Origin of the sequence: Vibrio sp. Y58_MX_L22, from assembly GCF_024181865.1 — a bacterium.
GTDB lineage: Bacteria > Pseudomonadota > Gammaproteobacteria > Enterobacterales > Vibrionaceae > Vibrio > Vibrio alginolyticus.
Window position 1 is genome coordinate 342322 of sequence record NZ_JAMZAN010000001.1, and the last position, 13687, is coordinate 356008.

14 protein-coding genes are annotated in these 13687 nt (G+C 44.5%); 10 read left to right on the forward strand and 4 right to left on the reverse strand.

The window, feature by feature from the left end; all coding sequences use genetic code 11:
• Positions 1-108 precede the first annotated feature (108 nt).
• A complete protein-coding gene (locus tag NL626_RS01425; protein ID WP_253656919.1) occupies positions 109-1365 on the reverse strand; it encodes an FAD-binding oxidoreductase in 1257 nt (418 codons plus the stop codon).
• 109 nt (positions 1366-1474) lie between these two features.
• Here NL626_RS01425 and NL626_RS01430 point away from each other — a divergent pair, with 109 nt between their 5' ends.
• The 6 genes from NL626_RS01430 (at position 1475) to NL626_RS01455 (ending at position 8004) form a co-directional block, all read left to right on the forward strand.
• A complete protein-coding gene (locus NL626_RS01430) occupies positions 1475-2476 on the forward strand; it encodes a 4-hydroxyproline epimerase (RefSeq protein WP_253656920.1) in 1002 nt (333 codons plus the stop codon).
• Between the two features lie 21 nt (positions 2477-2497).
• Entirely contained in the window at positions 2498-4030 is a 1533-nt protein-coding gene (locus NL626_RS01435; RefSeq protein WP_213876743.1) for an aldehyde dehydrogenase (NADP(+)), read from the forward strand.
• Between the two features lie 152 nt (positions 4031-4182).
• On the forward strand, positions 4183-4857 hold the full coding sequence (locus tag NL626_RS01440) for a GntR family transcriptional regulator (protein WP_005377862.1): 675 nt from the start codon (positions 4183-4185) through the stop codon (positions 4855-4857).
• Between the two features lie 30 nt (positions 4858-4887).
• Positions 4888-5652: a hypothetical protein gene (locus tag NL626_RS01445; RefSeq protein WP_005377865.1), complete on the forward strand. Its 765-nt coding sequence runs from the start codon at positions 4888-4890 to the stop codon at positions 5650-5652.
• Between the two features lie 365 nt (positions 5653-6017).
• On the forward strand, positions 6018-7613 hold the full coding sequence (locus NL626_RS01450) for a S41 family peptidase (protein ID WP_206957309.1): 1596 nt from the start codon (positions 6018-6020) through the stop codon (positions 7611-7613).
• 70 nt (positions 7614-7683) lie between these two features.
• Positions 7684-8004 (forward strand): hypothetical protein, encoded by a 321-nt coding sequence (locus NL626_RS01455; RefSeq protein ID WP_025766761.1) that lies wholly within the window; start codon positions 7684-7686, stop codon positions 8002-8004.
• Between the two features lie 71 nt (positions 8005-8075).
• On the opposite strand, the gene rlmF is transcribed toward NL626_RS01455, so the two are convergent.
• Positions 8076-9203: a 23S rRNA (adenine(1618)-N(6))-methyltransferase RlmF gene (gene rlmF / locus NL626_RS01460; RefSeq protein WP_213871598.1), complete on the reverse strand. Its 1128-nt coding sequence runs from the start codon at positions 9201-9203 to the stop codon at positions 8076-8078.
• Complete coding sequence (locus NL626_RS01465) at positions 9190-9705, reverse strand: M48 family metallopeptidase (protein ID WP_005377870.1); 516 nt, start codon at positions 9703-9705, stop codon at positions 9190-9192. The genes rlmF and NL626_RS01465 overlap by 14 nt, the downstream gene beginning before the upstream one ends.
• Before the next feature lie 138 nt (positions 9706-9843).
• On the opposite strand from NL626_RS01465, the gene NL626_RS01470 reads away from it, so the two are divergent.
• Entirely contained in the window at positions 9844-10074 is a 231-nt protein-coding gene (locus NL626_RS01470; protein ID WP_005377871.1) for a glutaredoxin family protein, read from the forward strand.
• A gap of 27 nt (positions 10075-10101) precedes the next feature.
• Here the strand turns inward: NL626_RS01470 and NL626_RS01475 are convergent, their stop codons facing one another.
• Positions 10102-10971 (reverse strand): LysR family transcriptional regulator, encoded by an 870-nt coding sequence (locus tag NL626_RS01475; RefSeq protein WP_005389786.1) that lies wholly within the window; start codon positions 10969-10971, stop codon positions 10102-10104.
• A 106-nt stretch (positions 10972-11077) separates the two neighbouring features.
• Between NL626_RS01475 and NL626_RS01480 the strand changes: the two genes are divergently transcribed.
• The 3 genes from NL626_RS01480 (at position 11078) to NL626_RS01490 (ending at position 13649) form a co-directional block, all read left to right on the forward strand.
• Positions 11078-12301, forward strand: a complete 1224-nt coding sequence (locus NL626_RS01480) for an MFS transporter (RefSeq protein ID WP_006741641.1) — start codon at positions 11078-11080, stop codon at positions 12299-12301.
• Between the two features lie 89 nt (positions 12302-12390).
• Positions 12391-12963 carry a DUF1415 domain-containing protein gene (locus NL626_RS01485; RefSeq protein WP_017633946.1) on the forward strand — a complete coding sequence of 191 codons (573 nt, stop codon included), beginning with the start codon at positions 12391-12393 and terminating at the stop codon, positions 12961-12963.
• Between the two features lie 110 nt (positions 12964-13073).
• Complete coding sequence (locus NL626_RS01490; protein ID WP_005377875.1) at positions 13074-13649, forward strand: nucleoside triphosphate pyrophosphohydrolase family protein; 576 nt, start codon at positions 13074-13076, stop codon at positions 13647-13649.
• Positions 13650-13687: the final 38 nt, after the last annotated feature.

Genomic DNA, 13687 nt, shown 5'->3' on the forward strand with positions numbered 1-13687 from the left:
TTGTTTTTCTGGAGGCATCCGAGTACGGCTGCTGGACACCATTTTTGTTAAAATTAAGTTAACATTAGCATTTAATATATTTTATACAATATTTAATATTAAATTTTTTCAGGCGAATCGTTGTAATGAAAAAGGTGATAGATCAATCGATGTCGGCTTTCCTTCGATAAGCTCTAAAAGGAGATCTGCCGTAATCGCCGCTTGAGTTAATCCAAGGTGTTGGTGGCCAAATGCCAGTAATACATTTCCATCCCAAATGCTATCAATAACCGGTAACGAGTCGACTGTTGAAGGCCGATTACCCATCCACTTTTCTCCTTGCTTGAGTGGATTTAACTCCGATTCAAACATCTCATCACCTAACTGAAAAAGCATTTCTGAACGTTTCATATTGGGTGGTGATTCTACATCGGCATACTCAACAGTGCCTGCCAAGCGTAGCCCGCCAGACATCGGAGTCATGATGAATTTTCTATCTGCAGAGCTAATAGGAAATGGCAGTACATCACGCTTGTCATCCACCATTAGGTGATAACCACGCTCGGCTTGAATAGGCACTTTGACTCCGGTTAGCTGCCGTATCAAAGGCTTAGAATGTACACCAGCAGCAACAATGATTCGGTCAAATGAATACGTTTGAGACTCAACCAGCACCTCGCCATTTTTCGCCAACGCAGATACATCTTTTTGTAAAACCTTACCGCCAATAACTTCAAAAGCTTCACTTAGCTCAACACAGAGCTGATAGGGGTCTAGCGTATGACCTGTATCGGGAAAAAAGACGCCGACACGAACCTTATGGCTGAGATCAGGTATCCGCTCTCGAATCTCCTCTTGTGTCCAAACTTGATACGCCACACCGTTTTTAGCCAGTGAGTTAAGCGTGCTTTGATAATTCTGAAACAGTTTCTCGTTTTCAAAAGTGAGCAATGAACCATTCATTTTTATTAGATGCGCTTTTCCGATTGAATCAAGCACGCCACGCCAACTTGCCACTGACCGCTCGTTAAGACTCTTAATCGCGTTTTTTGCCCGCTCCGCGGCTGATGGCTTGGTTTGTAATAGAAAACGAATCATCCACCCGATTGTGTTTGGAATATCTTGCCAACGGATCGAAACCGGACTTTTGGAATCTAGCAGCATTTTAGGTAATTGTGGAAGCAGCGCTGGCGTTGCAAGAGGGAAGATTTGCTCAGTCGCGATATGACCTGCGTTTCCCTTAGAGCATCCATTCCCCACGCCATTGGGATCAAAAATCGTGACTTGATAACCTTGTTGCTGCAACTTCAATCCAATTGATAAGCCAATAATCCCCGCACCTATCACGGCGATCCTTTCCTTTTTGGTTTCATCCTTGACCAACATAAATATGCTCCGAGTCACACTTGAAAACGTAGATTGTATACAATATATTTTACATTACGTTAACATCACTATTGTTTAATTCAACCATTTTTTCAGCAAGGAGCGAAAAATGAGACAAGGAACTTTTTTCTGTATTGATGCCCACACCTGCGGCAACCCAGTTAGGCTGGTAGCAGGCGGTGTGCCTCCACTCGAAGGCAATACCATGAGCGAAAAGCGCCAATACTTTCTTGAGCATTATGATTGGATTCGTCAGGCACTCATGTTTGAGCCTCGCGGACACTCAATGATGTCGGGGTCCGTTGTCTTGCCTCCTTGCAGCGATAACGCAGACGCTTCAATTCTGTTTATTGAAACCAGTGGCTGCTTACCAATGTGTGGCCACGGCACCATTGGAACCGTCACTACCGCTATCGAGAATCGCCTTATCACTCCCAAAAAAGAAGGCCGTTTGATACTTGATGTCCCAGCAGGACAAATCGAAGTGCACTACCAAACAAAAGGTGACAAGGTCACGTCGGTGAAGATATTTAACGTACCAGCTTACCTTGCCCACCAAGACGTAACCGTGGACATAGAGGGCTTAGGTGAGCTCACTGTCGATGTTGCTTATGGCGGAAACTATTACGTAATCGTCGATCCTCAAGAAAACTACGCCGGACTTGAACACTACTCTCCAGATGAAATTTTGATGCTTTCACCAAAAGTTCGCGAAGCGGTATCTCGAGCGGTTGAGTGCGTACATCCAGAAGATCCAACAGTGTGCGGTGTTTCTCACGTGCTATGGACCGGAGAGTCCACTCAAGAAAACGCCACCGCTCGAAATGCTGTGTTTTACGGCGACAAAGCGTTGGATCGTTCGCCATGTGGTACGGGAACAAGTGCACGTATGGCGCAATGGCATGCAAGAGGCAAGCTCAATCAAGGGGAAGACTTTGTTCACGAAAGTATCATCGGCAGCCTATTTCAAGGACGTATAGAAGGCATTACCGAAGTGAATGGCAAAGCCGCTATTTTGCCAAGCATTGAAGGATGGGCACAAGTATACGGTCACAACACGATATGGGTAGACGATGAAGACCCATATGCGTACGGATTTGAAGTGAAGTAATAAGGATAGTAAGGAAGAATGATGAACCCACAAGAACCAACCACTTTTTACGCAGTCAACGCCTTTACTGGTGAGCCTCTACCTATAGCGTTTCCGGTACATGGAGAGCAAGAAGTTAATCAAGCCGCCTCAGCCGCCCAAAGCGTTGCGCGTGAGTTTCGCCAACTAAGCAATGCAAAGCGAGCGAGCTTACTTTGCTCTATCGCCTCTGAATTGGAAGTGAAGAGTGAAGAAATCGTTGCTCGTGCTCATTTGGAAACTGCCCTTCCCGAAGCACGTTTAAGCGGTGAAATAGGACGTACAGCGAGCCAATTAAGACTATTTGCCGAGGTTGTGAGATCGGGTAATCACCATCAAGCAATTTTCGATACGCCAAACCCAAACCGTCAACCACTGCCAAAACCAGATATTCGCCGTCAACAAATCGCAATTGGCCCTGTCGCCGTGTTTGGTGCGTCTAATTTTCCGCTCGCATTTTCTACGGCAGGTGGTGATACGGCTTCGGCACTGGCAGCTGGCTGTCCTGTGATTGTAAAAGGCCATACCGCCCACCCTGGCACCAGTCAACTTGTTGCAGAGTGTATTGAGGCTGCACTGGAGAAAGAGTGCTTACCGCAAGCCATCTTCACGCTATTGCAAGGCAACAAACGCGCACTTGGCCAAGCACTCGTTACCGATCCAAAAATTAAAGGGGTTGGGTTTACAGGCTCCGTCGGTGGTGGCCGTGCGCTGTTCAATCTAGCTCAGCAAAGACCAGAGCCAATCCCATTCTATGGTGAACTAGGGGCGATTAACCCAACATTTATTCTCCCTTCAGCCATACGAGCAAACGCCTCATTGGCTGAAGAGTTTGTAGCTTCTATGACTTTGGGCTGTGGACAATTTTGTACTAAACCTGGCGTTGTATTTGTCTTGAATAGCCCAGAAACGCAAGCCTTTATCGAGACCGCTCAAGGGCTAATTCGACAACAATCAACGGCCACTTTGCTAACTCAAGGAATCCGAGAAACGTATGAATCCGAAGTGAATAAGCGAGCTTCCGAAACAGGCATTAACGTCACTCGTTCTGAACAAGCAGAAGCGACCAATGTCTCACCAGCACTGTTCGTGACGGACAGTAAAAACTGGCGTGAAAACCCGCAATGGGAGGAAGAAATATTTGGTCCTCAATCGTTAATCGTAATCTGTGAAGATTTCGATGACATGTTGAAACTGAGTGATTCACTGACTGGCTCGCTCACCGCAACCCTTCACGCTACCGCTGAAGACGAAGAACAAGCCAAGCAACTGCTGCCAAGTTTGGAAGAAATCGCCGGACGCCTTGTATTCAACGGTTGGCCAACTGGCGTCGAGGTTGGTTACGCTATGGTTCATGGTGGACCATATCCGGCTTCAACCAATTCTGCCTCAACATCTGTCGGTGCGGAGGCTATTCATCGTTGGTTGCGTCCGGTCGCTTATCAAGCTTTGCCAGAATCTTTATTGCCGGATTCATTAAAAGCGTCGAACCCACTAGGTATCCAACGCGCCATAGATGGCAGTGTGTCCCAATAAGATCAACAAATGGCTCAAAAAGGCATCAACTGATGCCTTTTATTTCACTCTACTTCTCAAAACCTTCTTTCCTAGTTGGTTTGTGCCAGAAAAACAATAAACTACTAAAGTAAAATGGATTGGATACAATATTAATTTAACGGGAGACTTCAATGTCACAGAAACCTGTTTTTAAAACGCGCACTCAGCTCGTTGAGGAAGCAATTCGAACTCAGATCTTGAAGGGCGAGTTAAAAACTGGTCAACCTTTACGTCAAGATGCGTTAGCAAAAGAGTTTAATGTTAGCCGAATTCCTGTGCGTGAAGCGTTAGTTCAATTGGAAGCACAAGGACTCGTTAGCTTTGAACCTCACAAAGGTGCGACGGTCACTGAACTATCTCCAGAGAAAATCAATGAGCTATTTGAACTGCGCGCTGTCGTGGAATGCCACATTTTAGAGCGCGCGATTCAAAATATGACAGACGCTGACCTTGAACGCGCGCGCGAAGTTCGCGAACGTTTCGAGTCAGTAGTGAACAGTGGCGACGAAGTAGAAGAATGGAGCAACTACAACTACGAGTTCCACAAAGCCCTATATGCGCCAGCCAACATGCCTGAAACTATGGACGTCATTTACAACCTGAACACAAAGTGTGACCGATACATACGCATGCAGCTATTGTTTACTACAGGCATTAAAAAGGCAGAAGAAGAGCACTTAAGCTTGTTTGAAATGTGCCAAAATCGCGATATCGAAGGCGCCAAGTATCTACTGAAAAAGCACATTCTAGAAGCGGGCACAGCGATTCGAAACCTGCTGCTTGAAAGGCAAAATATCAGCCAGTAAACGGAATAACGAATAAGGTGATATTCAAGGATGAATGTTGGACCAAAGTTTTTACTTGCAGCGCTACGACAAAAGATTAAAGAAGAAGGGCTTTGCTACAATTCCTTGTCAGAGAAAAGTGGCATCCCTTTATCTAGTATTAAACGCCACCTACATAATCCAGCTTTAGGTTTGGATAAAGTACTTATTTATCTGAACTACCTGAATACCGATCTCATCGAACTCGCAACCTTAGCCAACGAGCTTCAGCACCAAAACGAGCAAATGCTAACAGATGAAGAGAGCGCCCTTTTCGTTGAGCATCCTTATTTACTTGATTTTATTTATATGCTGACTTCTCGTGATATTAAACCGCAAGAGATAGCCCAAACTTACGGACTTTCTGATACAAGCTTACGATTCTATTTGCGTATCGCGGAAATTCTAGGATATGTCGAAAACTTCGGAGACGGCTTGTTTTACCGTTCTGGTCGTCGATTTATTATGGAAGAAGGTACGGCATTAGACACCTTATTCAAAGAGCGATTTCAACAAGATTCGCTTTCTCATGATATCAACCCAGGCGTATGTATAGGTCGCATTAGGCTCACCGAAGAGCAGAAAGTGCAAATAGAGGACGAGCTTTGTAATAAATTAGCGAAACTTAACGCAGTTAACACTTCCAACAATGAAGGTGAACTAACAAATATATTAATGCGCTGCACTCCCGGTGCTCAGATATTTTTCGCTGATGATTTACCTAACATTGACGGAAGCCTATTAAAGCACGTCGCTCAACTCACTAAATTAAGTTAAAGCATCAGACAAATAAATCAATCAAACCCCAGATAACATCATATACCCCTACCAAACTATTGATTCAAAGCGTTTCCTGAATCTAATTCTGATTTTTTATTTAGCGAGCATCGCTTCGTCAACTAAGAGCTTGTCTTAATTTCACACTTACTAATGGTCTTGTTAGCTATTTTGAAATAGACAGAAAACTTAAGTAATAACTAATTTAGCTTAAGTATAAAAGACAACTTTTTTACGTTATTTACCTCACACTATTTAACTATAAATTTGCAGACGAACAAATTAAATTAATACATTCACCTAGCTAATAAAAACAAAAGCAAAACACATAATTATAATTCTATTATTTATAAGGACATAGAAAAGTGAAATTTAAGTATTCTTTAGCAACGGCAGTCACTCTCGCATTATTACAAGGCTGTGGCGGTGGCGGCGGTGATGGTTCATCACCTACTCCGTCCACTAGCAGTGCAAACGGTCCAACATGGAAAGCCGGTGATTTTAGCCAACCGTCGAAAACGTTTATCAGCCAATGTGAAACGCCCCGCGTCGGACTGGACCCATATGACAACTATGCCGCCTATCCAGATAAATTGGGCTCTGCATTACACGAAAAACTCTTTTTAAGAGCTTTTACTAACGAAACGTATCTATGGTATGACGAGGTTCCTGATAATAATCCAGCAAACTACAAAACTGTTACTGATTACTTCAATACGCTGGTCACCTCTGCTACTACCGCGACGGGTAAACCAAAAGATCGCTTCCATTTTACCGTCCCTTATGAAGATGATATGAAATCATCGCAATCCGGTTTAGTTGCTGGATTTGGTTTTAACTGGGCATTCCTACGTGGCGTACAACCTCGAGACGTTCGTATTTCCTACACTGAAGAAGCCTCGCCAGCTGATAGAAGCGGCATTGCTCGTGGTGATAAGCTTCTGAAAATCAATAATATTGATGTGGTTAACACCGGTAGTCAGTCCGACATTGATTTTATTAACAAAACGCTCTTTAACCCTGACATCAATCAAGATTACACCTTCACATTTGAGAGTGTTGACGGTCTAGAGAAAACCGTGACGCTTACCGCCTCTGATGTCATGACCTCTCCAGTAAAAAATGCCAAAGTGATTACACACAATGCTATGCGGATCGGCTATCTGCAATACAACTCCTTTGAACCAAGCGCTCAAGCCCCGCTTATTGAGGCGTTTAGTACGCTCTCAGCAGAGAATGTTGACGAGATCGTCGTTGATTTACGTTACAACGGCGGTGGCTTAGTCCTTCAGTCCTCGCAAGTAGGCTACATGCTAAGCGGTGCTGGTCAGAACCGAGTCTTCAGTGAGTTGATTCACAATGACAAAGTGATGCGTACCATTAAAGATGGGGATAACATCTATCGCTTTACGAATCTAGCAATAGACTGGGCAGCACAGAAATATTCGGATCAAGTGCTTCCGACACTGAACAAAAAGCGCGTATATGTGCTGACTTCAGGAGGCACGGCTTCCTCAAGTGAACTGTTAATCAACGCTTTGCGCGGCATTGATGTGGAGGTTATCCAAATAGGTTCAACAACCACAGGTAAACCGTATGGGTTCTCACCAGAACAAAACTGCGGCACTATGTACTACACTATTCAGTTCAAGTCGGCGAACGAGAAAAAATTTGGCGACTTCGCTGATGGTTTTATTCCTACTCCAAAGAGCCAAATCAATACCGAGCTAGGCTTAAACAATAGAGTGGAAGGTTGCTGGGTCAATGACGACCTAACAAAACCATTAGGCGATCCATCTGAAGGTATGCTTTCTGCGGCACTAAACTACATGGAAACTGGAACCTGTCCGCCAGTATCCCCTTCAAGTTTCAACGCCATGCCGCGTAACATTTCATCTCCGGAGTTAAGCGATCTTCGCTCTCCGCTACGAACAGAGGCAATTCATGTTGAGATCAACTAACTTTTTACGAATGCTGATTCGGGTTGCGCTTTTCTTAGGCACTTCGATTTCTTTGATAGGATGCCAAGCTATGTCACAAGAACCCGTTGAAGCATTGAGTAAAAAGAACTCTCCGGAAACAGTCATAGAGATTCAAAACGCGATCGCAGAAATCCAAGGGACACCAGCACCTAGAATCGCAAATAACGTATTTGAATCCTCACCGCATGTGTTGATTGAAAAAGGACGAGTAAAAGGGAAAAACAATCAACTGTTGGATGGCAGCTATACGGATCTTCCAGACCAATATACGTTGCAGATCAGAGGTGAAACCTGTGGCTTGTACTATGCCAAAACAGATACTTTTGTCTCTCTCAGTTCACTAGATTGTGAGCCCATCATTAAGTTTTAGATCTCCCAAAATAGAAGCCCGCTGATATCAGCGGGCTTCCTACTTTATTGTTCAGTGTGAAACGGTCAACGTTACTTTAGTTCAATCCATGCTTTGCGCTGTTGCTTATCCATGTATGACCAAGCTACAAAGCGGCTCACTTTCTGCCCTTGACTCATTTCAACCACACGAATGGCTTTCACACCCAATTTTTCAAGCTGCTTGCGCATCGGACGAACGTTGTCTTTTTTGGATATAAGGGTTGTAAACCACAAGACCTGCGCGGCAAAAGCTTGGCTTTCATTCGCCATTTTTCGGATAAACGCCGCTTCTCCACCTTCACACCACAATTCAGCGTTTTGACCGCCAAAATTCAACGCGGGCTTACTTGTCTTTACTTGTGCGGCTTGAGGTTTTAGCCCTTTCTTACGCTGGTTTGCTTTTAGATTATCGATTTTACGCTGGCTGCCCATAGCGGCATCTTCCGCCGAACGGTGGAATGGCGGATTACATGTCGTCACATCATAACGATCATTCGGTTGAATGATACCTCGATAAATATTGGCATCATTGTGTTGCTGTATCAGTGCAATTTTTCCCGTCAAAACACGATTGTGCTCTACGATCGTTTGAGCCGATTGGATGGATTTTGGATCGACATCGCTGCCCGTATAGTGCCAACCGTATTTTGTTACACCAACAATCGGATAAATACAGTTTGCTCCCACGCCAATGTCCAACGCTTTCACTTTTTGGTGCGCGTACTGACCTTTTACTTCACTATCAAGTAGTTCTGCCACTCGGTGAATGTAATCAGCGCGGCCCGGAATCGGTGGGCAAAGGTAGGTGTCGGGAATGTCCCAGAACTCGACACCATAATACGCAGCAAGCAATGCTTTATTGAGCATTTTAACAGCATTAGGATCAGAGAAGTTTATGGAATCTTCCCCTTTCGGATTTTTGATAACGAATGGCTTTAACTGTGGTTCACTTTCCACGAGTTTTTTAAAATCGTAACGACCTCGATGAACATTACGCTCATGCAAACCATTCTTCGCTATTTTTGTGAACTCGACTTCGCTCTTTCCTGCAGGCTGAGGGGATTTGCGCGCAACTTTGTCTTTAACACGCTTCGGCTTGTCTTTATTCGCGTCTTTCTTCTGAGCCGCCATTGAAGCCTTTGGCTTTGCTTGCTTCGCGTTGTGATTATTGTTCTTCATTCAAATTCGCTTTTAAATCGAGATAAATCATAAACAAACGAGCATCAAATTCGAGTTGGTGATACTCAGGCTCCATGTAGCAACATAACTGATAGAACGCCTTGTCGTGGTTTTTCTCACGAGTATGTGCCAACTCATGTACCACCAGCATCCTTAATAGTGGCTCGGGCGCATCTTTAAATACATTGGCAATGCGAATCTCGTTTTTCGACTTCAGCTTACCGCCATGGTTTCTACTGATTACACTGTGCAAACCAAGCGCGTTGTTTACCGCGTGAATTTTCTTATCGTAGACAACTTTACTGATTGGCGCGGCTTTCTTCATGTAGCGGTTTTTGATTGCCATGGCGTACTCATAGAGCGCCCTTTCGCTTTTGATTTGGTGCCTATCGGGATAACGTTTTTCGAACCAAGGAACAAACTTGCCACTCGCTATCAATGAGCTCACCTGCTCTACGATGTTTTGTGGGTAGCCTTGAATGTATCGAAGTGACGGATGCATAGAGTTAACGTCTGTTATGACAAAATAAAGGCGCTCAATATACCTGAGATAAAGGACAGTTTCACCTTAGCTTTCGCCTTTCATTTATGACGAAAGGCCGTTAAACTTCGCCTCCCAATGATAATGGAGAGAAATTCAATGAAACGTGTCGTTCTTTACGTCAAAGATAAATGCCCTCACTGCAAAGATGCTCAACGTTATCTGGATTCGAAAAATATTAACTATCGTTTGTGCAATGCTAAGATGCAACGCGGTCGCAAAGAACTTGATGCGCTTGGTGCTCGTTCAGTGCCTGTTTTAAAAATTGGTGATCGGGTAATGATTGGCTGGAACCCAAAGAACTTCGAGAAGATGTACAAAGGCGACTAGTGCTCGGACGATGAATCTGCGCTGCATTTAAACGTAGCGCTTGATAAAGTCGATAAACGTTCGATCTGCTATTGATAAATACCCCTGCTTGCGCCAAGCAAGTGCCAGATCCAGCGTCACTGGTGGTTCAAACGGTAAGCCAACAACGCCCGACTCATGTTGAGTCACCAATTCCAGTAACGCGGTAATCGCAAACTCTTGTTTTACAATACTCAAAATCAAAGGCAGTAAGTTGGTCTCGAATGATGACTTCATGGTAAACCCATGCTCCTCACTCACCTGATCCAAAAATTCGCGGTGAAAATAGCCATGCTGAAACATAACCAAATCGTGTTCAAAGAACTCATCAAAAGTAAGAGCGTGTCGCTGGGCTAACTCATGCTCAGGTGAAACAACTGCGACCATTTGGCTAGTAAACAAATGGTCAGTTTCTAGATCATCAGGCACATTATCACAACTGATCACACCAATATCGAGTTGACCATTGAGCAGCATACGACGAATCGATTGAGTTCCAGCTTCGACCAAGGTCAATTTTAACTCAGGGAATTGGCTTTTAAACGCCATCACAATTCGTGGAAAGAAATAACTGCCCATCATTGATGGCGTCCCTAGTCTTACTTCGCCTTTCGCTAAACCTTTCAACTCATCAATCGCGAGCTGCGCGTCGTGCAACTGTTGAATCACCCGCTTAGCATGTACAAATAACGTTTCGCCCTCTTTCGTTAAGCTGATTTTTTTATCATCACGGCGAAATAGGGTAACGCCCAAAGACTGCTCAAACTTTTTGATAGAAATGCTTAATGCGGGCTGGGCAATATGCAGGGCTTTCGCCGCATGGGTAATGTTTCCGTGTTCAGCGACCGCCAGAAAATGTTTAAGTTGTTTCGATTCCATTAGATCAAAAATATATGGTGTCCATATTTTTAATATATTTTTTTAATTTATAACGAACTGATAGATTGATCACAGTCTCTCCATTTGCTCACATTAGGCAGGATTCATGGTCAGTTTTGGCACACCGGAATACAAACGCATTACGCTCTCGCTAGCGCTTGGTTCCTTTTTGGTTTTTTCAAATTTATACCTACTACAGCCAATGCTGCCCACTTTTGCCCAAATTTTTACGATCTCAGAAACGCAAGTTAACTGGCTATTTGCGGCCTCAACACTCGCTCTCTCTTTTAGCCTCGTTCCAATGGCTGTGTTATCAGAATCAGTGGGAAGAAAGCCAGTCATGATGGCTGGTCTGTTTTCGATTCCTACCCTTTCTGCTTTGATGCTGTTTGGTGACTCATTCCTGTTTTTGGTGGTATGTCGAGCACTGATCGGTGTCGCGCTCGCAGCTTTTGCTGCGGTCGCCGTGGCTTACATGGCAGAAGAGCTCGACAAGCACGCTTTCTCGATGGCAATTGGAACGTACATTGCAGCTAACTCATTAGGCGGCATTGCAGGGCGTATTAGCGGCGGCTTATTGGCGGACAATTTCAGTGTTGATGTCGCCATTGAAGTTATGATGGTGTTCACTCTTCTTGGTGTCATTGGCGTTCACTATTTATTGCCAACACAGCGCAACTTCACCCCGTCATCAAGCAGCTTGCGCCATCAAAATCGTGCGCTTATTGGTCATTTTAAAAACCAACGCGTATGGTTCGCGATGCTGATAGGAGGACTCAACTTTGCTTTGTTCGTCAACCTTTACTCCGTAATGGGGTTCCGTCTGGTGAGTGAACCTCACAATGTGCCCGTCGGGTTGGCCTCACTGATCTTTATTTGTTACTTGGGAGGAACTTTCTCCTCTCGTTGCGCAGGCCACTGGAGTAAACGTTATTCATCAATCCTCGGCATGTTCTTGGGCGCGATAGTGAGCATGACGGGGATGTGGATTGCGGCGGTTGAAAGCTTGACTGCAATGCTATTTGGGTTGTTGCTGATAAGTTTTGGTGCCTTCTTTACTCATACCCTCGCCTACGGTTGGGTCGGTCAGAATGCCACTCGCGCCAAAGCCACCGCGACAGCGCTCTACTTAGTACACTACTATGTAGGCGGTAGTTTGGGAGGATTCTTACTTCTTTATTGTTGGCAACATGGTGGTTGGTCGAGTGTTCTCATGGGGGGAAGCGCAGTCTACCTAGCGATGTTTGCTGCGATTGCGTATTTGAAACACATTGCCGAAAGAAAGCATACTGACCAAACACCTGACGCTGCGAGTTTAAAGAGTAGCTAAGGTACGCTCATTTGCGTAATACCTCTCTGGTTACTTGGATAACCAACTCTGCTATGCTTGGGCTACTTTAATAAAAACCAGAAAGTCGTATGTCAACGCGTTCAACACAAAACACAGATATCGAAGCGATCACTCAACAGGTCGATCAATGGCTCAACGATGTGGTAATCGGACTCAACCTTTGTCCGTTTGCTGCCAAACCGCAACGTAATAAACAAATCAAAATTTTTGTTAGTGAAGCGACTCAAGAAGAAACGCTTCTTGAAGATATTTTATTGCAGCTGATTGAGCTGAGTAACACAGAACCCGAACAACTTGAGACCACGTTGGTTGTGGTTCCCAACATGCTACAAGATTTCTGGGACTACAACTTTTGCATAGATTGGGTTGAAGGATTAATTAAGCAGCAAAACTGGGAAGGTATTTTCCAAGTAGCGACTTTCCATCCTGATTACTGTTTTGGCGGCGCAAGGCCTGAAGACGACGAAAACCTGACCAATCGTTCTCCTTACCCGATCTTCCATTTGATTCGCGAAGAGAGTATGGAAAAGGTACTAAAACACTATCCTGATCCTGAATCCATTCCCGATACGAACATCGCTCGTGTTTCCGCCCTTTCAGAGGAAGAACGTAAAAAGCTGTTCCCTTACCTATTTCGTTAAGCACCACCATTCCCCAAAGGCAGATTTATCACCAGTTAGATGCAATGCCCTTGGGGTTCAAAGTGCGGTTTGGTATCATTGCCGCTTCAATCGATTCAATGGAAATTAGAATGCAACTGTCAAAGCTAACCCAAGAGATTTTTGATCACTTATACCGTGATATCACCGAGTTCCGTAGTACGTTCGACTTACCAGTCGCAGACGCTGCAAGCCTTGATACGCAAGCAGATACACTACACACCTCTTTGGCGATCGAAGAGCTAACAGAGCTAGCAGAAGCAGATTGTAAAACTGAGCAAGCAGATGCCATCGTAGACAGCGTGTATGTATTAATGGGCCGTCTCGTTCATCTTGGCCACAGCAAAGTAGAAGACAACCTGGCGATCAGCTACTTAATTGATCTTCTATTAAACGTTGCGGTAAACCGTGGTATCGAATTTATTCCTTGCTGGGATGAAGTACATTCAAGCAACATGAGCAAAGTATGCCGTAACGAGCAAGAGTACTCAGAAACAGAAGCATTCTACGCGGAACAAGGCATCAAGTTGATGGCGGTGCAGAAAGGTGAATACATCATCGCGAAATGCGCCGAAGATTTCGTATCGGAAGGTAAAACCATTCGTAAAGGCAAAGTACTCAAATCTGTTTACTACCGCCCAGCAGATCTAAAACCGTTAACTCAATAAGCGTTGAGTTTGGCTATCTCGATTAAAAAAAAACGACC

Bases quoted from the DNA above. Each gene is read 5' to 3' on its own strand.
- NL626_RS01425 (WP_253656919.1), bottom strand. From the start codon at position 1,365: ATGTTGGTCAAGGATGAAACCAAAAAGGAAAGGATCGCCGTGATAGGT.
- NL626_RS01430 (WP_253656920.1), top strand. From the start codon at position 1,475: ATGAGACAAGGAACTTTTTTCTGTATTGATGCCCACACCTGCGGCAAC.
- NL626_RS01435 (WP_213876743.1), top strand. From the start codon at position 2,498: ATGAACCCACAAGAACCAACCACTTTTTACGCAGTCAACGCCTTTACT.
- NL626_RS01440 (WP_005377862.1), top strand. From the start codon at position 4,183: ATGTCACAGAAACCTGTTTTTAAAACGCGCACTCAGCTCGTTGAGGAA.
- NL626_RS01445 (WP_005377865.1), top strand. From the start codon at position 4,888: ATGAATGTTGGACCAAAGTTTTTACTTGCAGCGCTACGACAAAAGATT.
- NL626_RS01455 (WP_025766761.1), top strand. From the start codon at position 7,684: ATGTCACAAGAACCCGTTGAAGCATTGAGTAAAAAGAACTCTCCGGAA.
- rlmF (WP_213871598.1), bottom strand. From the start codon at position 9,203: ATGAAGAACAATAATCACAACGCGAAGCAAGCAAAGCCAAAGGCTTCA.
- NL626_RS01465 (WP_005377870.1), bottom strand. From the start codon at position 9,705: ATGCATCCGTCACTTCGATACATTCAAGGCTACCCACAAAACATCGTA.
- NL626_RS01470 (WP_005377871.1), top strand. From the start codon at position 9,844: ATGAAACGTGTCGTTCTTTACGTCAAAGATAAATGCCCTCACTGCAAA.
- NL626_RS01475 (WP_005389786.1), bottom strand. From the start codon at position 10,971: ATGGAATCGAAACAACTTAAACATTTTCTGGCGGTCGCTGAACACGGA.
- NL626_RS01480 (WP_006741641.1), top strand. From the start codon at position 11,078: ATGGTCAGTTTTGGCACACCGGAATACAAACGCATTACGCTCTCGCTA.
- NL626_RS01485 (WP_017633946.1), top strand. From the start codon at position 12,391: ATGTCAACGCGTTCAACACAAAACACAGATATCGAAGCGATCACTCAA.
- NL626_RS01490 (WP_005377875.1), top strand. From the start codon at position 13,074: ATGCAACTGTCAAAGCTAACCCAAGAGATTTTTGATCACTTATACCGT.